5 protein-coding genes are annotated in these 23,409 nt (G+C 41.0%); 4 read left to right on the top strand and 1 reads right to left on the bottom strand.

All coding sequences use genetic code 11. From position 1 onward, the window contains the following. The first annotated feature begins 335 nt into the window (after positions 1-335). Positions 336-1,310, top strand: a complete 975-nt coding sequence (locus GVJ38_RS05785) for a ribose-phosphate diphosphokinase (protein WP_159722226.1) — start codon at positions 336-338, stop codon at positions 1,308-1,310. Between the two features lie 273 nt (positions 1,311-1,583). Further along, positions 1,584-5,024 (top strand): InlB B-repeat-containing protein, encoded by a 3,441-nt coding sequence (locus tag GVJ38_RS05780; RefSeq protein ID WP_159722225.1) that lies wholly within the window; start codon positions 1,584-1,586, stop codon positions 5,022-5,024. Between the two features lie 1,005 nt (positions 5,025-6,029). Here GVJ38_RS05780 and ypfJ read toward each other — a convergent pair. After that, a complete protein-coding gene (gene ypfJ, locus GVJ38_RS05775) occupies positions 6,030-6,929 on the bottom strand; it encodes a KPN_02809 family neutral zinc metallopeptidase (protein ID WP_159722224.1) in 900 nt (299 codons plus the stop codon). Positions 6,930-7,344: 415 nt separating this feature from the next. On the opposite strand from ypfJ, the gene GVJ38_RS05770 reads away from it, so the two are divergent. Both GVJ38_RS05770 and GVJ38_RS05765 read left to right on the top strand, forming a co-directional pair. Next, entirely contained in the window at positions 7,345-14,010 is a 6,666-nt protein-coding gene (locus GVJ38_RS05770) for a Cna B-type domain-containing protein (protein ID WP_159722223.1), read from the top strand. Positions 14,011-14,475: 465 nt separating this feature from the next. Next, positions 14,476-23,343 carry a Cna B-type domain-containing protein gene (locus GVJ38_RS05765; RefSeq protein ID WP_159722222.1) on the top strand — a complete coding sequence of 2,956 codons (8,868 nt, stop codon included), beginning with the start codon at positions 14,476-14,478 and terminating at the stop codon, positions 23,341-23,343. Positions 23,344-23,409: the final 66 nt, after the last annotated feature.

The following is a 23,409-nucleotide window of genomic DNA, read 5'->3' as shown; positions in this document are numbered from 1 at the left end:
CCATCTAACGGATGTTTTGACATCATCGCTCTCATTCCTTTCAATAGCATTGAATTCGTTTTCAATTCTATTATAAAAGAAAAGACTGTAAACATCATCCAAAAAGGGACTTTGTCTACAGTCTGAATCACAGACAGCTGTCTGTGATTTTTTTATGGTCTGCTGAAAAGGGTGCTTGTGCTCTCAGTTTATTTAATCTTCGGCTTTTGCGGATCACAGGCCATTTTTTCACCACTTTTAGTAGAATTACTTGATTTCTCAAAAAGAAATGACTAGTATTTTAATTGAAATAGTATATAATCGTAGCGTATGTAAAAAAGAAAGTGGAGGTTCCCATGTCAAAACATTATTTTGATCCAAGATTGAAGATTTTTGCCTTGAATTCAAATCGTCCGTTAGCGGAAAAAATTGCGAACGCAGTTGGAGTCGAACTGGGAAAAAGTTCTGTTACTCAATTTAGCGATGGCGAGATCCAAGTTAACATTGAAGAAAGTATCCGCGGCTCGCATGTCTATGTTGTACAATCAACGAGTAGCCCAGTCAATGACAACTTGATGGAGCTTCTGATCATGATTGACGCATTGAAGCGAGCAAGTGCAAAAACGATCAATGTGGTGATGCCTTATTACGGCTATGCTCGTCAAGACCGTAAAGCTCGGGCGCGTGAACCGATTACAGCAAAACTAGTTGCGAATATGATTGAAAAAGCAGGAGCGACTCGTCTTTTGACATTAGACTTGCATGCAGCTCAGATCCAAGGCTTCTTTGATATTCCAGTGGATCACTTGATGGGAGCACCATTGATTGCAGATTATTTCTTAGACAAAGGTGTTTACGGTGATGATGTCGTCGTTGTTTCACCAGATCATGGCGGTGTGACGCGGGCGCGTAAATTAGCTGAATTTTTGAAAGCGCCGATTGCGATCATTGACAAACGTCGACCAAAAGCTAACGTAGCGGAAGTGATGAATATCATTGGAAAAGTCGAAGGTAAGACTTGTGTCATTATCGATGATATGATCGATACAGCGGGAACTATCACACTAGCTGCTAATGCGTTAAAAGAAGCTGGCGCAACAAAAGTGTATGCTTCTTGTACGCATCCGGTCTTGTCTGGACCCGCGATGCAACGGATCCAAGATTCAGCGATCGAACATTTAGTTGTAACAGATTCGATTTATTTATCTACTGAGCGCAAGATCGATAAAATCGATGAAGTCAGTGTAGGAGATTTGATGGGAGATGCCATCAAACGGATTCATGAAAATAAACCAGTTAGTCCACTTTTTGAAACGCACAAACATAAATAAAATAGCTCCGACAATGAAATGCGCTAAGAACTATCCGTCTGTTCAGATGGATAGTTTTTTTATTTAGGTATCAAGTGGAGCTAGTGTTTGTTTTAATGTGCGAGTTCGTACCGATCGCTTAGAATTACGACTCACTTTACAAAATCGTCAGCTTTTATAAATATTTTGCAGGTATAAAGTTCAGCAATTTTTTAATTCGTCTATAAATTTAATCGCTTTCACGTTACAATGGATACGTTTGAATATCGCATGTTTTTTTAGGGGGATAAAAAGATGGATAAAAAAGTTCATTACAAGATGCGGAAAAGAAAAAAGCAATGGATCGTGATCGGGATTTCGATCATGAGTGGGGTCGTGTTAGTGTTCCAGACAAATACTAGCTCAGCTTCAGCTGCTGAAACGTCGGCTGATTCAGGAACATTGGTGATGTCAACTGAACCAGCGAGTGCGACCGCGACGTCTACAGAAAAATCATCACTAACAACTGAAGTTAGTGCCGACACGTCAGTTAGCGCTGAGTCACCACAATCAACGGAAGTAACTCAGCCGAACCAAACTGAAGTAGCACAACCCGAGTTAGCAGCAACGGCAGCAAGCAGTGCACCGTCTGAGTCGCCAGCAACACCGGCTACTCAAACTCCAACAGTTCGTGATACTACCGATGTGAAAGAAAATCAAAACATAGCTGTTTCAAATGGGCAAAGCGGATCTGATGTGAAAAATACCGCGCCGACTTCGAGTGATACGTCAACTAACTCAACAAACGCTACTACCGATTCGTCGGTGATTGCTGACTCGTCTGGCACTACGTCAACTCAAGCCCAAAATGAAACGGTTGCAACCACGACGACAACTGAAACAAAAGAAGCTACAACTGAAACGTCAACCACCTTGCCGACTCAACCAGCAACTGGGGCAAGTGAAAGTAAAGCGCCAACTGAGACTGCTGAATCAACGAGTGATCAGGAGCAAGCAGCCACTGCAACTACAGCTGCTGATACACAAAAAACTTCGACTGATCGTAACGAGTCAACGAGTCCAGCGGTCGAGAAAAATACGTCGGCTAGCTCAACTACCGTTACGGAAACGAAAGCTGCTGACGCTAATGCAGCAACTCAACCAACGAAAACTGATTTAGCCTCAACCAGTCCAGTACCTGCAGGCGATTCAACGTCGACTGATCCAGCACCGAAGTGGGATAAACCTTATTTTGATCCAGCTGATTTAGCAAAAATCAAAGATCCTAATTTGCAACTCTTGCTCCGTGATTATTTGGTGCATAATCAATTTCATGTAACGTATGGCTATGATAATGACAACATGCAAGCCACTTTTCAAAATGGCTACACACTAGCAGATCTACAATGGATTTGGATTGATCCGCAATGGCACTTGCCAGAGGGTTTTACGATCCATTCATTAGAAGGATTGGAGAATGCGCAAAATCTTCAATACATTTCACTACCGGGACAAGAAATCTCAAGTATCGAGCCGCTTGCCGAGCTGAGCCACTTAAAAGTAATCGATCTCAGCAATAACCAAGCGACGGGAACGCTACCGAATGCGTGGGGCAATCCCGATTTAGCTTTCGTCAATATTCGGGGCAATAAAATCACCGGTGAGTTTGGTCCGAATTGGCAAAACTTACCGAACTTGTTGGAATTGAACGCGTTGGGTAATGGGCTTTTGAATGGACAACCCATCGGAAATTATCTCACGGGTGAGCTACCAAGCAATTGGCCTAAGATTTATACGTTGAACTTAGCAAATAATGGGTTGACCGGCGATATTCCTGCTAGCTGGGTCAATCAAAAATTTGTTCATTTTGGAGATCAAAAAGGTCTTTTCATTTTAGATCTGTCGAGAAACAAATTGCATAGTGGCTACCAAAATGAAACGACGGGCACCATTTTGCCAAGCGATGATCCTGCAGTCAGTGATGGTATCGCTAGTTCTTCAATTATTGTCAATCAAGATCTAGGAACTGTGACGTGGCAAATTTCTGCGGATCACAAGACTGCTACATTAGATTTGAATTCGTTTTATCATGGCATTTTGCAAAGTGATGGGACTTTTTCACTACCGACCACCGGTGTCAATGAAGCGCCGGATATTTATAAAAAGAATTTTTATTACACTGTGAAGGAGTGGAATGATCCGACATTATTGAATCAGCGTTTAAAATTTGAAAATGGGAAATTTATTTTAGATCTAGTCGGCTTGACGCCTAATCAAAAACTCTCGATGGATGTAACGATCGGCGATGTGCGCGTTCCGTATGACTATGTAGAGTTGAAGTATGGCGACATTACCAAAGCATATAATTTAGGTATTGTGTATCACGGGATCGCAACTTCTGAATTGACGGTGCCAGAACCATTCACGTCCGTCAACGTTCATTTTGTGAGTGCAAAAGACACCGGAAAAGAGCTGAAGCCAGCCGTTACTTTAGGCAATCAACTGGTCGCTTCTACCATCGACTTATCAAAAGCCGGTCTTGATCCGACGATCAACGGCTACACATTAGCCAGCAAATTGAATCCGAATTATGTAGTTAGAGCGGATGGGAATAACATCTACTTACTGTATTTAGCCAATGACTATGCGATCACCTTCGATTCAGCAGGCGGCAGTAAAGTCCCTGATCAAAATTATACGATCGAAACGGGCGCTGATCATTTCACGCATCCTACTAAGGCAGGTTATCAGTTTGTCAATTGGTTAGATGAAAATGGCAATCCAATCACTGCAATCAAAGTAGGTGCCACAGGAGATCGTCATTTGACAGCATCTTGGCAAGCCAATGATTATACGATCACGTTTGATTCAGCGGGTGGGAGTAAAGTCCCCGATGAAACCTATACGATTAAAACCGGTGCCGATCAATTTGCGACCCCAACCAAAGCAGGTTATCAGTTTGTCAATTGGTTAGATGAAAGTGGCAATCCAATCACTGCAATTAAAGTAGGCACCACAGGAGATCGTCATTTGACAGCGACTTGGCAAGCGATCGATTACGTCGTACATTTTGATTCCGCTGGTGGCAGTGAGGTGCCTGATCAAAATTATACGATCGAAACCGGTATCCCTGATTTTACGAAACCTACGAAATCCGGCTTTGATTTTGTCGGTTGGAAAGATTCAACGGGTAAATTGTTCACTAAAATCGCAATTGGCACGACAGGGGATCTCACGTTGACCGCTGATTGGGCGAAACACGAAGGTGGCAAGGATGAGCCTGTTCCACCGGAAAATCCAGATCAGCCAACGCCGGAAAACCCAGTACCCGATCAACCAGTACCGGAAAATCCAGTACCAGGAAATCCTGAACCAGATCAACCGGTGCCAACTCAGCCGATACCGGATCAAGCGGGAACAACAATAACGGAACCGACCACTGCTACATCAGATGGAGCAGCGACTGGTCAAACTGAATCGGCAGCTCAATCATCTACTGATTTTGGCGATCAAAACCTTAGTCTGACTAATTCACAAGTAGCACAACCACTTGTGATGAAAAAAGCGGCAGAAGTAGCCGTTCCAACAGCTCCTAAAGAAACCCAGACTGCCTCGCCTAGCCAATTATCAACAGCACCAACCCATGCTAACTATCCACAAACTGGTGAGCAAACAAATCACTTAAGTTTACTAGGTTGGCTCATCGCTGGCATCGTGGGGACACTGGGCACGAGTTTATTTAAAAAAAGAAATTAATGATTCGGCACGTAGCTGAACTAACGCCTTAGCAAAATTAAAAGCTAAGGCGTTTTTTGTAGTAGTCGACTTCAAATTGCGCAAAAAAATAGTCTGCCGATTACTCGACAGACAAGGGGAGGTAAAAATGAAAAAGTGTTTAGGGTTTGTTGGTTGGTATGTTTATATAATACCGGATAAATGTGAATGAATCGTGAACGAAGTCGTGTAAAAGTTAGAAATTTTTATTGCGAAAAACTAAATTTTGCTTTTGAGTGACAAAATTCAGTTATAAACTTAGGACTTGAATTGTTTTTTACAGTTTAAATAGAGGTAGTTGTTCTTAAAGTCAGTTGTCACACGACCTGTTTTTAGTTAAAGCTGAAGCGATAATCGAAATAAAAAAAGAGCCTGTCAGTGGGTAGCTGACAGGCAAAGGAGTTAAAAAATGAAAAAGTGTTAGGGTTGTTTGTTGGTATGCTTATATAATAGCGATTAATTGTGAATTTTTTATGAATGAACTCTTGAGAAATGGGAAAAATTTTTTTACAACGTTTTAATAAATGGAAAATGGAATTTTGAATCCTCTGGCTAGAGGAGAGGGTGATCATCGAAAACAAAAAAAAGAGTCTGCCAGTGGGTAGCTGACAGACAAAGGAGTTAAAAATGAAAAAGTGTTAGGGTTATTTGTTGGTATGGGTATATAATAGCGCCTAATTGTGAAAACATTGTGAACAAACCATTAGAATAAACGAAAAAACAATCGTTATCATGCAAAAAATCAGAAAAATTGAAACAAACAATCATTTTCCGTCAAGGATCACTTGGCAAGCTGAGCTTAAAACTTTATCGATCGTATTTATTATCGACAAGGCGCGAGACCTAAAAAAATCTGCCGGCAGCACTGCCGACAGAAAAGAAGGAGTAGAAATGAAAAAGTGTTTAGGGTTGTTAGTTGGTATGCTTATATAGTAGTCGCTAGGTTTGAATTATTTGTGACGAAAAACCAGTGAATCTAGGAAAGAATCAATAAGCAAATGCTAAGTCTAGATTTTTTTCGTTGAAGGTATCGCCGTGTTCTAAATCACCATAGCGATAGCCACGTTTGAACCAATTGATCCGCTGCTGAGAAGTTCCGTGAGTGAAACTATCAGGGACCACATAACCTTGATATTCTTTTTGCAACGTATCATCACCGATCGCATTAGCAGCAGTAACTGCTTCATCGATATCGCCAACTTCTAAAATCGGTTTTCCATCGTGGGTCTCACCTTCTAAATACTTTGCAAAACAGCCGGCTAAATAATCGGCCTGTAATTCTAATCGGACACTGTATTTATTGTACTCCGTCTCAGATACGCGTCGCCGAATCTGATCTAACTGTTGTGTGATCCCCAATTCATTTTGAACATGGTGTCCGACTTCGTGAGCGATCACATACGCCATCGCAAAATCACCAGTCGCACCGTAACGATTGGATAATTCATCAGCAAAACTCAAATCTAAGTAGACATTTTGATCAGCGGGACAATAAAATGGTCCGACTTGTGAGGACGCTTGACCACAAGCTGAGTTGACACTGTCATTGAACAAGACGAGTTTTGGATTTTGATAGCGTTCATTCCGCTGTTCAAATTCCCCATTCCAATAATCTTCTAAGTGGGCAAAAACGACTGCCGCAAATTCTTTTTGATCGGTGTATTCTTTAGTAGAAACATTTTCTGTCTCGTAAGCGGCTGGTTGAACACTGCCGCCGCCCATCGTATCGGTAACGCTGCTAAGATCACCACCAGAAATAAAAAAGACGACCAGCGCGATCAAAAACATTCCTAATCCGCCGCCGGTTGCTACTTTACCTACAGATCGGCCACCACCACTGGTACGATCTTCTACATTACCACTTTGCCGACCTCCTCGCCAACGCATAAAATCCCCTCCCTCATTTTCTTTTATTATATCGGAAAGCAAATGAAACACGAAATGAAAGACTAGATCAAAGGCAAAAATTAAGCAAAAAAATTCAAAAAAATACTGTTATGTTACAAAAGAATAACTGAAAGTCAAAAAAACTCTTCCGAATTCTAAAATTTTTTTGCATCGAATGGAAAATAAAACGCCGCTTACAGGAATGAATACAAAAACAAATAACATCAAAAAAACGCTGCCAGTGATAAAAAAATGATGTTATCAAAAAAGAAGATTGTATAAAAAACAAACGATTTTTTCGTGAGTTTAGGTCTGACTAAGTAAAGAGCGTAGTTAGAAAAATCGATTGTTTGCAGAAGTTTTTAGAAAGGAATACGATGTACATGCATATTATAACGATTTAGGGGGAAATTGAATGAGAAGTGTGAGCAAGAATAATTCTCGGCTCATCACTTGGCTGACGGTGGTCGTAACATTGCTACCGTTTGTCCAATATTTTGCGTCGGGTCTGACTGCTGTTGCGGCTAGTACCGAGGCAGCCGAGGAAAATTTATTTGACGGGGATACTGGATCAGGAAAGATCTCGTATCAGAAAGATCCAGACAATAAACAGATCGATTGGAAGATCACTTATCAGAAAAAAGCTAGTGAGCTAGCTCGTCAAATCGGATTTTCATTGAAACAAAACGGTGAGACGATCGTGCCAACGGATGTGGCGAGCCAACCAGCTGATTTATTTCAAGTAAGTGGATCGACGAATTCGATTCCTGCAAATACGATTTTACAAACACAAGCGACTAAAGACGCGCAACAAGCGCAAGTCACATTTAAAACGCCGCTCGTTGAAAAGCTTTCTGTTCAAACGGTGATGAATGAATGGAAAACTGATGGTAGTCAGCAGGATCTTTTGCAAACTGCGTCGCCGGTTACGATCGCAGTCAAAACAGAAGCACCCGCAAAAACGTCAGCTACAACGGAAACTAGTAGCTCACAAAGTGCAACGAAAAGTTCTGTTTCAGCTTCTTCAACTGAAACGAAAGCAACAAGTCAAACAAGTTCAGCTAGTTCGACAATCGTAAAAAATACGGCACCGGTCGTCAAAGCAAATCTTTTGCAAGCGACTGGACGTGATATCACGACATTGCCGGGAGCTGATCAATTAAAAGATTCAAATGAAGGTAAGACGATCTTTGATTCAGCTAACATGTATGTCAACGGCTCAACTACGCCGATGAAAAACGGCGACAAACTAAATTTAAATGATTCACTTTTATTAAAATACAATTGGTCGCTGCCAGAAGCTGTTCGGAAAAATATCAAGGCAGGCGATTTTTATAAATTCAAATTACCCGACAGTTTCAAAGTCCAAGGGGATAAAGAAATCACTGGTGATTTGAAAAATGATCAAGGAACGACATTTGGTCAATTCGATATTCAACCTGATGGCCATGTTACGTTTACGTTTACAGATGCGGTCGCTGGTAATTCAGGGATCACCGGGACATTTAACTTGGCGGGTTCGATCAATCAAGTCGAGATCAATAAGCCGGGCGGGAATACATTTACGATTCCTTTTACTGATTATGATAAGACGGTCACACCAAATATCGTAGTGCCTAATAGTAAAACGTTAGATAAAGTGGTCGCAAGCCAAACGAGTAATGCAGAGCTCAAAAACAATCAAGGTAAAGTCAGTTGGAAATTGACCGTCAATAAAACTGGCGCTACGATGACAGCAGGCGTGTTAAATGATACTCTACCAACTGGCGCGACGCTTGATAAATCGACGATCAAAGTAATGGCGTATGATGTGGATCTTGCCACGGGGAATTTGACTGGTGATGGCAGTGATGTGACAGCAAATGTCAACGCCGATCAAAGTGGTCAAAATGTAAAATTCACTTTTCCTGACAGCGACAAAGCCTATGTTGTTACCTATGATACTGCTGATGATCTCAATCAAAACCTTGCTGCAGACGGCAAAAGTGCAGCCGTGGAAAATGAAGCTGTGCTTTCAACACAAGGTGCCGAAGATGTAGTTGCTAAAGCTACCGCAACATTTGGCTCCGCTAGTGATATCAAAAAGACAGCTGGTACCTATGACGCCACTAAAAAAGTAGCCGCCTGGACGGTCAACTTTACCAAAGCCGGTCTTGATATTCCAAAAGATGCGTTCTTTACAGATACGATGGACAATGGCCAAAGTTTCACGGATGCAGATGGGAATGCTTTATCTTTAACGGAACTGCAACAGCAATTGAATGATCAACTAACAAAAACTGGGAATGCCGGTAAAAATGTCGTCGTGACTAAAAACGACGATGGTAGTTACAAAATGAGTTTCCCACAAGGTATCTCAGATAGTTTTGCTTTTACCTACTATACAAAGGTCGCCGGTAAAAACGGTGTAACGTATAACAATGGCATCAAATGGAACGACAAAGGCAACACAGCTAATCAAGAATTCATTAAACAATCTGGTGTAACTAAAGGATTTGTCGATCAAGATAAAAATGGATTGCCAGATACACCGGGTCAAGCGACTTGGCAAGTTGGCGTCAATGCTGAAAATGCACCGCTCGATCAATGGAAAGTCGTTGACACGATGTCGAATACGACGCTTCAAAACGCAAGCGATGTGAAAGTTTATGAAGTGAAAAAAGGCGCAGCTGATACTAGTCGAACTGAAGTGCCTGCCAGTGATTACACGGTAGAACCAAGTAATGATGACAGTAGTTTTACCGTTACGTACAATCACGCGAGCGATTCTAAATTTATCATTGAATATACGAGCAAGTATGCGGATGATATTGCAAAAAATACCCAAGTCACAAATCATGCAGCTTACACGTATTGGGAAAATGGAAATGATTGGACTAAAGAAGGCAACAGTAGTTTTGTTCCGAATCCTGATACCCAAAAACAATTGGCCGGTAACAAAGGTGGTTCGTATAATTTCACGAACAACACCGTTACTTGGACGATCAATGCTAATACTGGGAAGATCCTGTTTGGTGAAAATGGGATTTTAACCGATCCAATCCCAGCTGATCAAACGTACGATCCAGCAAAGGCGAATGTTAAAATTTTGAATGCGGATGGAACTGCCGCAACTGGATTCACAACGACTTATGTGGCAAAAGCTGAAACGCAAACGATTGCCGGTTACAAAATCGATGGTGGAACAAATGGCGTTCTAGTCGTCACCGGTTTTCCTAAAGCTGAAGCCGATCAGTATCAAGTTCAATTTACGACTAAGATGGCCGATGCTAGTAAGTTACCGACTGGAACGAGAACTAATACCGCGACCCTTGCCGATGACGCAAACAAACCAGTGAACATCAAAGGGCAAGTCAGCTACGCGAAAGCGAATGGTTTTATCAGTAAAGGGAGCAACCGGGATGGGAATCAGATCCATTACACCGTGACCGTCAATCCTAATAACTATCCGATCCACAATGTTGTTGTAACGGATAACAATTGGCAAAATGTCAAAGTCGATCCGAATTCGATCGTTGTCAAAGATCAAACTGGCGCAGTCGTTGATCCGGCTAACTATAAAATCGAAAGTGAAGAACAACAATTTAAACTTTCGTTAGGCAGTATCGATTCAAAATACACGGTGGAGTACACGGGCGCGATTTTATACAACGGTGATCCTAACAGTTCCATCAAAGTTTCTAACGATGTCCAAATCAATGGTGATAACATTCAAACGGATGGCCAACACACTGAAAAACAAGATGTTGTTGTCGTGCCAAGTGCCGGCGGGAATGCGCAAGGTGAGACGCGTAATTTGACGATCACCAAAAAAGATCAAAAAGGGAATGCGTTAAAAGACGCCGAATTTACCTTGTATCGTGGCAAACCAAAAAATGGCAAAATCGTCATCAGTAACGTGCCTACCGATGCAAAAGGTCAAATCAAGTTTTCGAATTTAACTTTTGATACGTATTATTTAGTTGAAACAAAAGCACCAACTGGTTATTACACTAGCGATTCATTAAAAGCTGGTGTTCCTTATGTGATCAATCAAACTACCGATAAAGAAAAAGGGTATCTTGATCCAACTACGAAAGCAACGCCTGTTTTGGTCAATCAACCGACTGGGCAAATCACGTTGACGAAGACTGATCAAACCGATTCAAGCAAAAAATTAGCGAACGCAACTTTTGAATTGGATCAAGATGGTCAAAAAGTAACGCAAGATGCTTCTGGGAATCCGCTTGATACGTTTACGACCGATCAAAAAGGTCAAGTGACGATCAAAAATTTAGTTCCCGGTACGTATCAATTAAAAGAAGTGACAGCACCAGCAGGCTATCAATTAAGCAAGACGACAACAGATGCTACCGTAGTTTCTGACAAGACGACAGCTGTAACGGTTAAAAATACCGCGGATACTACGACGGTTTCAGGTCAAAAGACATGGCAAGATGATAATGATCGTGACGGCGTGCGACCTGATGCAGTGACCGTCCAATTGATGAAACAACTCGATGGACAAACTGAGCCGGTAGCTGTTAGCGGTAAAACGGTCAAAGCCACGAAAGACAATGATTGGCACTACCAATTTACCAATTTGCCAACGACTGAAAATGGTCAAAAGATCACTTATAGTGTGCAAGAAGTCAATGTAACAAAAGATTATGCAGCTCAAGTCGATGGCACAGATATCACCAATATCCATCCCGCTGACAAAATGAATGTCATTGTGAAAAAAGTTTGGGACGATCATGATAATCAAGATGGCAAACGTCCAGCAAGTGTGACGGTCCAATTATATGCGAATGGCCAAAAAGTTGGTGATCCAGTTTCCTTAAAAGCTGATAATCAATGGACGCAAACATGGAAAAATTTAGCGCGAAGTGAAGCAGGCAAAGCGATCGATTATACCGTTAAAGAAAATCCCGTTTCCGATTACACGGCAACAGTGGCAAAAATCAATGATCATACGTATGCTATCACCAACACTCATCAACCCGAAACAACCCAAGTCTCCGGTAAAAAAACTTGGGTAGATAACCACGATCAAGACGGTGTGCGCCCTGAAAAAATCACGATCCACTTGCTAGCAGATGGTAAAAAAATCCAAGACCAAGTCGTCCAAGCGGATGCGCAAGGAAATTGGACTTATCATTTTGATAATTTACCAAAATTAAAAGCCGGGAAAGCGATCGATTATACGGTCTCAGAAGATGCGGTTGCGGGTTATAAAACAGAAGTTGCTGGAGATAACTTGAAAAATACCCATCAACCTGCCACGACGCAAGTCTCAGTCAAAAAAGTTTGGCAAGATCACAACAATCAAGATGGCAAACGGCCAACAACTGTTAGCGTTCAATTATTTGCAGACGGTGCAGCACTAGGTGATCCTGTTACATTAGATGCTAGCAATGCGTGGTCTTATAATTGGAAAGATTTAGCAAAATTTGAAAACAAGACACAAAAAGCAGCCCAACTCGTAAATTATACGGTCAAAGAAGTTTCTCAAGCGGCTGGTTATACGGCAAAAGTCGTAACGGATTCTAGCAACAAAACCGTCGGGATGAATTATGTAATTGAAAATAGCTACACACCTCAAACGACAACTGTCAAAGGAACGAAGACTTGGAATGATCATCACAACCAAGATGGTGTGCGGCCTGCTTCGATCAAAGTTCAACTTTATGCAGACGGGCAAGCTGTTGCTGGTCAAATGCAAACAGTCAAAGCAACAGCTGCGGATCAATGGCACTATGAATTTTCAAACTTGCCGCTTTATAAAGCTGGTAAGAAAATCATTTACACGGTCAAAGAAGCAAGTGCAGTCAAAGGTTATACCGAGCAAGATCATGATTTAGACATCACCAATACTCATACACCTACTGTTACAAAAATGGCTGGTACGAAGACTTGGGATGATAACCATGATCAAGATGGTTTGCGCCCTGCAAAAATTACGGTTCATTTGTTAGCAGATGGGCAAGTAGTCAAAAGTCAAACGGTGACTGCTGCCGATGCTTGGCATTATGATTTTGGTGAATTGCCAAAATTCAAAGCCGGTAAAGCAATTCAATATACGGTTTCAGAAGATACAGTCACAGGATACACAGCTAAATATGCGGGTTTGAATATCAAAAATACCCATCAACTAGCTGTGGTCACAATCAACGGAACGAAAGTTTGGCAAGATCATGACGATCAAAATAAGTTACGCCCTGCATCGATCAAAGTTCAGCTTTATAAAAATGGACAAGCAACTGACCAAGTGACAACAGTCAAAGCTTCCAGCGGGAATGAGTGGCACTACACCTTTACTGATTTACCTAAATTTGAAAAAGGCAAGGCCATCACTTATTCAGCTAAAGAAGCAGGTCAAGTGGCTGGTTACACTGAAAAAGATCAAGGGTTAGTGATCACCAATACATTAGCGACTACTAAGTATGCAGGGACTAAAATTTGGGAAGATCAAAATAATCAAGATAATTTGCGGCCTGCTGAGATCACTGTGGAACTCTTGCAAAATGGTGAGAAGTTCAGTGAACAAAAAATTTCTGCGGCTACCAAATGGACTTATGCTTTTGAGAATTTGCCAAAATTTGATGCGAACGATAATTTATATGCTTATTCAGTCAAAGAAGAAAATGTACCGGCTGGTTATGACACGCTGACGGTCGGAAAGAATATCGTGAACGTTCATGTTCCGAATCTTCCACATACGCCAAATGTACCAAGTAAACCAAATCTCCCGAACGTCCCAACGATTCCGGGTGTTCCGACGATTCCAACAGTGCCAATGATCCCTAATCTTCCTGGATTACCAGAAGATGGGAGCAAGACACCAAATGACGCTACACCTAGCGTGTCGATCCCTGAAATCTCACTGCCAACTTTGAGTGGCACAACGAATGCACCTGGGACTGTCCCAAGTGCTGGGGCAACTAATGCGACGCCCGCGGCTGATAATGAAACGCCAGCGACTTCCAACCAACGTTTTCCAAAAACAAACGATAAACGCAACGCTACTTTAGTGGTGTTCGGGTTGATCCTTGTCGCAGCTGTGCTTTACTTCTGGCGCAAAAATCGGAAGCATGCTTAATAAGAAACAACTGTGTCAGAAGTGCTTGGCTTTAAAATTTAAGTAGCTAAGTTGCCTGTTTAGTAAATCTATAATTTGTACTAAGTAAACAAGCAATTTCTGTTACGCTATTTTATAGAAACTAAGGGAATGGAACCTGATTTAGGTCCCATTCCTTTTTTTGTTAAAAGGTCAGAAATAGTCAAACTATTATTCGCAAAATAATGTTAATCTTTTGTTTTTTTAGAATTATTTTTTATGATATTTGCTTGTTATATAACTTGCTGAAAAATTTTAATAAAAAATAGCACAAGCTTATCACATTGTATTCTAATTAAAATAACTAGTTAAAAATAATATTGAAATAATAATTCGTTATTTCATCGTGCTTTTGTCGTTTAAATACTATTCTTTAAAAGTTGCACATCTGAAATTTTACTAATAAAATTAAAGTGAGATTAGAATAAAATGTTGGAGGGGAGAACAATGAGTACGTATAGGGGGAGGAAAGCTCAAATCATTACATGGTTTACACTGATCGTCATGTTATTGCCGTTTGCTGAGTATTTTGTTACCGGACTGACTGCAATCGCTGAAACGACGAATTCAAAAGAAACCCAGTTATTTGAGCACGCAGATGGTAACGGTAAGCTTTCATACCGTGAAGATCCAGATCAGAAGCATTTGAATTGGGCGATCTCGTATGAAAAAGTAGCAAGTGAGTTAGGTAGGCAAATCGGGTTTGTATTGAGAAATGGCGATGAAGTCATCACACCACAAGAAATTTCTAGTGAACCAGCCGATCTATTTAATATCAGTGAGGCAGCAAACGAAAACGATCCAATGGTGATCCAAACAAAAGCCACTCAAGCTAATGAAAATGTCACGTTGAATTTTAAAACAGAGAAACTGGATCAGCTTTCGATTGTGACAGTTCTAAATGAATTTAAAGCAGATGGAAGTCAAGAGGATCTGTTTGCTGGAATCCCAGCAGTTGATGTAGCAATTCAAAAAACGGAGACACCGGTACCTGAATCAAACAGTCCACCCAGTGAAAATGCCACTAGTCAATCGTCCGCACTAAAAGCAAGTGAGATATCTTCTGCAAATACAGGTGAGAGTAACACATCAAGTGAAAGTCAAACAAGTGAGTCGCAATCTTCTGCTCCAGTTGAAAGTCAAACGAGCGGGACTCGTCAGTCAAGTACGCAAGCAAGTACGAGTTCAGCTAAAGCAGCGCAAGAATCTAAACCGAAAGCTTCTACCGCTAAAGAAGACAGTAATTTAGTCACTCGCGCTTTTAAAGCATTGTTGCAAGGTAATGATCAACAAAACGATGAGACAAAAAAAGCGCCCGTTGAAAATAATAAACAGTCAAAAACAAAGGCTAAAAAAGCGAATGACTCAGACACACGAATCGGACCACAAGCAACTGGAAATGATATTAGAAGTTACGATACAAATGATGTAATGAAAACGAGTCCAGACGGAAAAACGATTATGGACAATGCACAATTTTTCCAAGGCAATCCGCCAGTAGTGGTGACAGACAAATCGAAGATCAAAGTCGATGCTGATAAAGATACAGAATTGTCGTTGAACTACAATTGGTCGATTCCAGAAAATGTTCGGAGTAAAATCCAGCCTGGAGATTATTTTGACTTTGAATTGCCAGGAAAAGTCATGGTCAAACCGGGTTCTCATTTGACAGGGAACTTAACTGATGGAACGACAGTTTTTGGGACGTATGAGATTTCTTCAGACGGGAAAGTTCGATTCATATTTAATGAAAACATCCGTAGTGGCTCGAATGCAAAAGGAACCTTTGGCGTTTCGATGTTAGTCGATAAAGATTCATTCGGGGAGCCCGGAAAGGTTAAATTATCGATTCCGTTTACAGATGAGTCCACAACAGTTACCCCGAGCATCGTGATTCCAAACAATCAGAATTTAACTAAAGAATTCGTTGACGAAGGGACAACGAAAGATGAAGACATCACAAACAATCAAGGTGTCGTTCGTTGGAAGCTAACGGCCAACAAGATGGGCTTCAAAATGACTGATGCGACAATCACCGACACCTTGCCAAAAGGTGTAACCTATAAAGCTAATAGTTATAAAGTCTTAATGTATGCAGTCAAAGAGGATCGAAGTGGTTTTGAGGGTGCGGGAATCGATATTACTAATAGTGTTGCTCCCCCTACTACTGAAACTGATCCGACAACTGGACAACAAAAAGTGATCTTCAAGTTGCCAGATGATAGTAATGGAACAAGTAATAGTAAGTATGCGTATGAAGTTTACTTTGATAGTAATGTTAACTTTAATGAAGATTCGCTTCAACCAAAACCACCTGGTTGGACTCAGGCGCCAACTTCTGAAATTAATAATAATGCGGAATTAAATTCTAATGAAGCACAGAAAATTCCAGCAAGTTCAACTAAAACTTTTACCAGTAAGACGGAAATCGAAAAACAGCAGATCAAAACGAACAATGAAAGCTACAAGCCAGTCAAACCAACGACGGCAAATAATTTTAGCAATGGCGTCTTTACTTGGAAAGTCGATGTCAAAAAACAAGGGTTGGATTTAGTACCGGGTACGGTGATGTCTGATTCCATGAATTATGGACAAGAACTGACCGATGAAAGTGGCGTACCATTAGTGCCTGCTGAAATTCAAGCTTTAGTGGAGCAGGCTTTTCATGAAGGTGGAAAGAATAACGGAAAAAAAGTTGTTGTGACGACCGATACTTCTGGCGATAATAAATATATCTTTACTTTTCCAGACGGCGTTTCTGATTCTTTCACCTTGAACTATCATTCAAATATGAAAGGTCAAGTCGGTATTAAATATGGCAATACCTTTACTTGGAATAATAAAGGTCACTATGAAGGCAATGATACCCAACCAATTGGGAGTAAAGGGATCAAAAATTTCCAAGCAGATCAAGATGGCAATCCAATTGGGTTGGATAAAGGACAAGTAACTTGGGAAATCCAAGTCAACACAAACACTCAACCATTGGATAGTTGGTATGTAAAAGATAAATTGAGTGGTCCAGATAGTCAGTTCAATGGTGCCGATAGTTTCAAAGTTTATGAAGTCGATGACAAAGGAAATGAGCATCTTTTAGATCGGGATACAGGAGATTATGATATAACGGGCAAGGATGGCACCTATACGATTACTTATCCTCGGGCTACATCTAGCAAATTTATTGTGCGGTATACGAGTTCGTATGATAAAGATTCTAATGACCTAGTCAAAAATGACTACGAGTATCACTATATTACAGATGGTAAAGATTGGCATACAACGGGAACAAAAGAATTCCAACCTAAGCCAGTGACTTTAGGAAATATCTCAGGTTCGAAAAAAGGGGAATACTTCTTTGATACCAATGATCAAAAAGACAAAGTGAATTGGACGGTAACGATTAACGATAATAAAACGACGATCGGTCCTAATGGCGTCTTTTACGATCCGATCCCAGCAGGTCAAACGCTAGATACGTCCATTGAACCAGAAGTTTTTGATGAAAGTGGCAATAAAGTCGATGCTGGTGAGAGTTGGAATTTGAATCTGAAAGGTGGACCAGCTTGGAGCTATGTGAAACCGAACGACAACCATTGGTACGGTAAATTTTTGAATATTTCAAAAGGCAGCAACCCCAATGGTACTCTCGTTGTTGGTTCCTTACCACAAGATGATCAAAAATATACGATCAAGTTCACAACAAAACTAGCGAAATCAACTGATCCAAATGATGTCAAAGAAACTGTTACGAATACTGGGCACTATCGTGATGATGCGAATACCCCGATTGAAGTTGAGGCAAAGGCTTCTTTCCAACGAAACAGTCGAACGATCGATAAGTCTCATAAAGTCAATCCAGTAGGTGATGATGGCAAACAAAAAGTCGATTATACAGTGGTTGTTAACCAAGCGAAAAAACGACTGGAAAATGTCATCGTCGAAGATAGCAATTGGCAAAATATTGAGATCGATCATAATACTGTAAAAGTCGTCGCTAGTACAGGAAAAGTTCTAACTAAAGGTCAAGATTATACGATCGATAAAACTGGTCAGCAAATGTTTATTCGTTTCAATGGTGTAATCAATGATAGTTACACGGTTACTTATTCTGGCGATGTGATTTGGAATGGTATCGTAGGCCAATCGATTAATGTCAGTAACTCAGCTAAAGTCACAGGTGACGGGATCGAAGAAAAAACGGAGCCGAGTACCTCAGGGTGGAAAGCAAAGATACCTGACTCAGTTGCGACCGTTACCGTAGAAAATGGCAGTTTAAAAATTATTAAAGTCGATAGTAAAGATCCGACGAAAAAACTAGCCAATGCTACATTTGATTTAGTCAAAGCCGAGACTGATAAAACAGGTCAAGTCAAATACGATCAAAACGATAAAGCCGAGATTGCCGAAACGACTTGGAAAGATGTAGTGACAAATGATCAAGGTGAAGCTGAATTTACTGGTTTAGTGACGGGTTCTTATTTCTTAGTTGAAACGAGTTCGCCAGATACTTACTACATCAGTGATGCGTTAAAAGAGCATCGAAATGATAGTGGGCAAATCGATCCAGGTAGATTGATCGAGATCAATGTTGAGGATAAAGATCAAAAAAATCTTACTTATACGATCGAAAATCCGACACTACCGATCGCAGGTGAAAAAATATGGTTCGATGATGATGATCAAAATCGCCCGACTGAGATCACCGTTCACTTGATGCGAGATGATCAAAAAGATCCTGTCCAAACCCAAACTGTTACAGCAGGTAGTGATGGTAAATGGAAGTATGAATTTACCGGGATTCCGAAATTTGATAGTAATGGGAACGAAATTAAGTATAGTGTGCAAGAAGATTCAGTGAAGGGTTACCATACGTATTATGATGGTACGAATATCATCAATACGGTCTTAACGAAGCTGGAAGGAATGAAAAAATGGTCGGATGGACAGAATAATAGTGGTACGCGTCCGACTGAAATCACTGTAGCCTTAAATAAGCGCAGCATTGTAAATGGGAAAGAAAGAATCCAACCAATCGTTGATGAAAACAACAAACCAATGACAAAAGTTGTTATTGGTGACGCTAAAGTTGATAATTGGAATTATGAGTTTACAGATGTTCCGAAATATGGAAAAGATGGGAAGCCAATCGATTATGTCGTGACCGATAAAGTCACCGGATATAATTCGCGTTCAGAAACGGTCAATGGAAAAGTCCAAGTCGAAAACTTCAATCCACCAGCAATGGTTAAATTAACAGGTGAGAAGAAGTGGCATGATACAGATGATACAAAACGACCTCAAAATATTTACATTCAAGTAATGAAAAAAGTTTATGGTTCTAACCAATGGGTCAAAGCGACTGTTTTAGGTGATGAATCAAGTAACTTTGCTGAAAAGGTGCTTGCACCACAAGAAGTTAAAGCAAGTAATGGTTGGAAATATGAAGTAAATAACTTGTCTAAATACGAGAATGGGCAGTTGATCGAGTATTCTATAAAAGAAGTTGACAAAGATGGACAACCGCTCAACTTGAAAAATTATCTCTCAACAGTGGGTACTACGACATCTGATGGCCCAGATGCCCCTGACGAGTATACGGTAGATGTCACAAATACTGAAACAGTTGAGTTTAAGGGTGAAAAGATTTGGGAAGATAGGAATAACCAAGATGGAATCCGACCAGCTTCCATTGAAGTCCAATTGATGCAAAAAGAAAAAGGAGCAGCTGGTGATCCGCAAAAAGTTGGTCAGCCTCAAAAAGTTCAAGCTGATGATAGTGGTAAATGGAATTACAGCTTCAAGGACTTGCCTAAGTTTAATGAGCAAGGAAAAGAAATTGTGTACAGTGTCGTCGAAGTTGAGATACCGGCTGGTTATGAAGCACCAGATTATTCTAAAACCCCTGACATTGTTAACACGTATACGCCAGAAACGATTAAATTATCAGGTAAGAAGATCTGGAATGATGGGGATAACCAAGACGGAAAACGGCCCGACAAGATCGCTGTTCAATTAATGGCTCGTACTCCAGATCAAACGGAAGAGCAAGCTAAAGAAGTGGCTAAAGTTGAAAATGTAACTGAGCCGGATTGGATGTATGATTTCAAAGATCAGCCGAAATTCAAAGATGGTAAGCCACTCATTTATACGGTCAAGGAAGAAAAAATCCCTGATGGTTACACGGTAAAATCAGAAATGGCTCAAGGTTCAGACAGTACGGAGCTTAATTTGACGAATAGTCGTGTGCCAGAAGTAACGCGACTTAGCGGACAGAAGGTTTGGAAAGATAACGATGCGAAGACGCGTCCAGATATGATCAAAGTTCAGTTGATGAAATCAATTGATCAAGGTGACCCGGAACCAGTAAATGGTGTAATCGAAGAAGTTCGGGTAAACCCTAGTGGCAAGTGGAACTATACTTTTAGCGATTTGCCAAAATATGAAAAAGGTAAAACAATCACTTACAGCGTCAAAGAAGTTGATGTGCCAGCAGGTTACAAGTCGGAAGTCTCAAAAGATGGAAAGACGCTCACTAACACGCTTGTCACAGAATTACGAGGAACGAAGACGTGGAATGATAACAATGATAGCAGTCGTCCTTCAAGTATCACCGTGCAACTTTTGGCAAATGGAAATGAGGTTACTGGAAAAACTACTAAAGCAGAAGCTAGTAATGGCTGGAGCTATGAATTCAAAGACTTAGAGCGCTTCGATGACCAAGGCGAAGAGATCACCTACAGTGTTAAAGAACTTGATGTCCCAGCTGGTTACAAATCAGAAGTCGATGGTAAAGGCAACTTGACTAACACATTGACGACAGGGTTTTCGGGTAAGAAAATTTGGAACGACAATGATGATGCCAACCGTCCAAATTCTGTCACGATCCAATTGATGAAAAAAGTTGATGATGATCACGGGCACGAAACGTTAGAACCGGTCAAAGATAAAAATGGTAAAGCCATCACACGTGAACTTACAACTAAATCGTGGACGTATGAGTTTACCAATTTAGCGAAATTTGATGGTGACCAAGAGATCCAATACGCAGTCAAAGAAGTCGATGTTCCAGCCGGCTACGTAGCAAAAGTTGCTGGGAATAACATTATCAATACGAAAGTAGTCGAAGTTCCGGTTAAAAAAGTGTGGGATGATAGCGATAACCAAGATGGAAAACGACCGAAGTCAGTGAAATTCCAACTGTTGCAAAAGATTGCAGGAGAACCAGCTGCTACGCCGATCACTGGCAAAGAAATCGAATTAAATGCACAGTCAGCTGACAAAGATAATGCCAATGTATGGTCACATAAATTTACAGATTTACCGAAATATACCGCGGATGGCAAAGAAATCACTTACAGCGTTCAAGAAGTCGATGTGGCAGCCGGTTATGAATCTGACGTCTCAAAAGATGGAAAGACGATCACCAATCGCTACACACCGGAAGTCACAGAATTTTCTGGCGAGAAGTTGTGGGACGATAAGAGTAATCCAAGCGGTACGCGACCAACGAAGATCACAGTTCGGTTGATGAACGGGAAGCAAAAAGTTACTGAGCAAACTGTGACAGCAGGTACCGATGGCAAATGGACCTACAAATTTGAAAACTTACCGAAGTACGAAAATGGGAAAGTGATCAATTACGAAGTCCAAGAAGAACCGGTGAAAGGGTATAGTACGAAGATCGATAAAGGAACGATCACCAATACGAACCCACCAGAAACGGTTGAAGTTGCTGGCGTGAAAGAATGGCAAGATGAAAAAGATCGCGACGGCAAACGTCCAACTGCGATCCACGTTCAGCTAATGAAAAAAGTTTATGGTGAAGATGATTTCCAAAAGGCGACCGACTTAGATCAAAAAGGGATCGCACCGGTAGAAGTATCAGCTGCAAAAGGTTGGAGCTTTGAATTCAAAAACTTACCGAAATACGAAAACGGAAAAGCCATTGAGTACAGTGTGCAAGAAACAGATGTAGTAAAAGGTTACAAAGCCTCAGTGGACAACAAAAATATGAAGCACATTGTTTTGACTAACACCTATCAACCAGAGACTGTGGAGTTTGTAGGTGAAAAAGTTTGGAACGACAACAATAATCAAAGTAGTAAACGACCAAATGAAATTACGGTACGTTTGATGAATGGTACCCAAGAAGTGGCTCACCAAGTTGTAAAAGCAACGGAAGGAAACCGTTGGACGTACAAATTTGAAAACTTGCCGAAGTATCAAAATGGAAAAGTCATCCATTATGAAATCCAAGAAGATGCGGTGCCTGGTTATTCAACGAGAATCGAGGGAACGACGATCACGAATACGTCTCCACCGGAAACGACTAAAGTCACCGGGAAAAAATCATGGGATGACGACAATGATCAAGCGAAAAAACGACCGGATGCGATCAAAGTCCAAGTGATGAAGCAAGTTGCTGGCGAAGCAGAATTGCAAAAAGCAACGGACCTCGATGGAAATCCAATTGACGCGCTGGACGTTTCGAATGATACCAACTGGAGCTATGAGCTAAGTGATCTGCCAAAATATGAAAAAGGCAAAGCTGTGGTGTATATTGTACAAGAAGTCGACGTTCCGGCTGGCTATCGTTCTGAAATTTCCGGTTGGGATCTGAAAAATAGTTACCAACCAGACGATGATACCGAGACGACGAAAATCTCTGGGAAAAAATATTGGAACGATCAATGTGATCAAGATAATCTCAGACCGACAAATATCACCGTTTCCTTGTTGCAAAATGGAGAAGTCTTACAAGAAATGACAGTCAATGCGCAGACGAATTGGGAATATATCTTTGACGATCTGCCAAAAGTCGATTCAACTGGCAAAGCTTACTCTTATACGGTAGCCGAGAAAAATGTTCCAGCTGGTTATACGGCAAGCGTTTGTGGGTATGATATCACCAATACACATGAGCCGGAAGAGCCTAAGACGCCAGACGATGACGATCCAAAAACGCCGAATACACCAAGTACACCAGATACACCGAACTTTAATTGGCCGAATATTAACTATCCGAACATTCCGAGTTACTCAGGTTACACGGTTCCGTCATTAGGTAGTGTGAGTGTACCGGAAAGAAGTTTGTATAGCAGTCCCGGCGTCTCGATTCCAAGTGTTGCGACAAGAACGAGCAGTCCAACTGGTAGTAGTTATGCGAAACCGCAAGTAACACCACTGAATACAGCAAGTGGAAAAAATTATCCGCAGATGAATGATAAGAAAAATATCTTTGCAGTCATCATCGGTTTGCTGATTGTATTTATTACAGGTCGTTTGTGGTATCGACGCAAAAAAGTAACGGAGTAATTAGAGATAGGAGCTGGGATGATACCAGCTCCTATTTTGATGTTAAAAAAACTGTCGACAGCTTCC

This window comes from Enterococcus sp. CSURQ0835, from assembly GCF_902706605.1.
In the GTDB taxonomy this organism is placed as follows: Bacteria; Bacillota; Bacilli; order Lactobacillales; family Enterococcaceae; genus Enterococcus_A.
The sequence above is the reverse complement of the archived record's forward strand: the minus strand, read 5'-3'. Positions and strand labels throughout refer to the sequence as shown.

Excerpts from the sequence above, each read along its gene's own strand:
- GVJ38_RS05785 (WP_159722226.1), top strand. The coding sequence starts at position 336 with ATGTCAAAACATTATTTTGATCCAAGATTGAAGATTTTTGCCTTGAAT.
- GVJ38_RS05765 (WP_159722222.1), top strand. The coding sequence starts at position 14,476 with ATGAGTACGTATAGGGGGAGGAAAGCTCAAATCATTACATGGTTTACA.
- ypfJ (WP_159722224.1), bottom strand. The coding sequence starts at position 6,929 with ATGCGTTGGCGAGGAGGTCGGCAAAGTGGTAATGTAGAAGATCGTACC.
- GVJ38_RS05770 (WP_159722223.1), top strand. The coding sequence starts at position 7,345 with ATGAGAAGTGTGAGCAAGAATAATTCTCGGCTCATCACTTGGCTGACG.
- GVJ38_RS05780 (WP_159722225.1), top strand. The coding sequence starts at position 1,584 with ATGGATAAAAAAGTTCATTACAAGATGCGGAAAAGAAAAAAGCAATGG.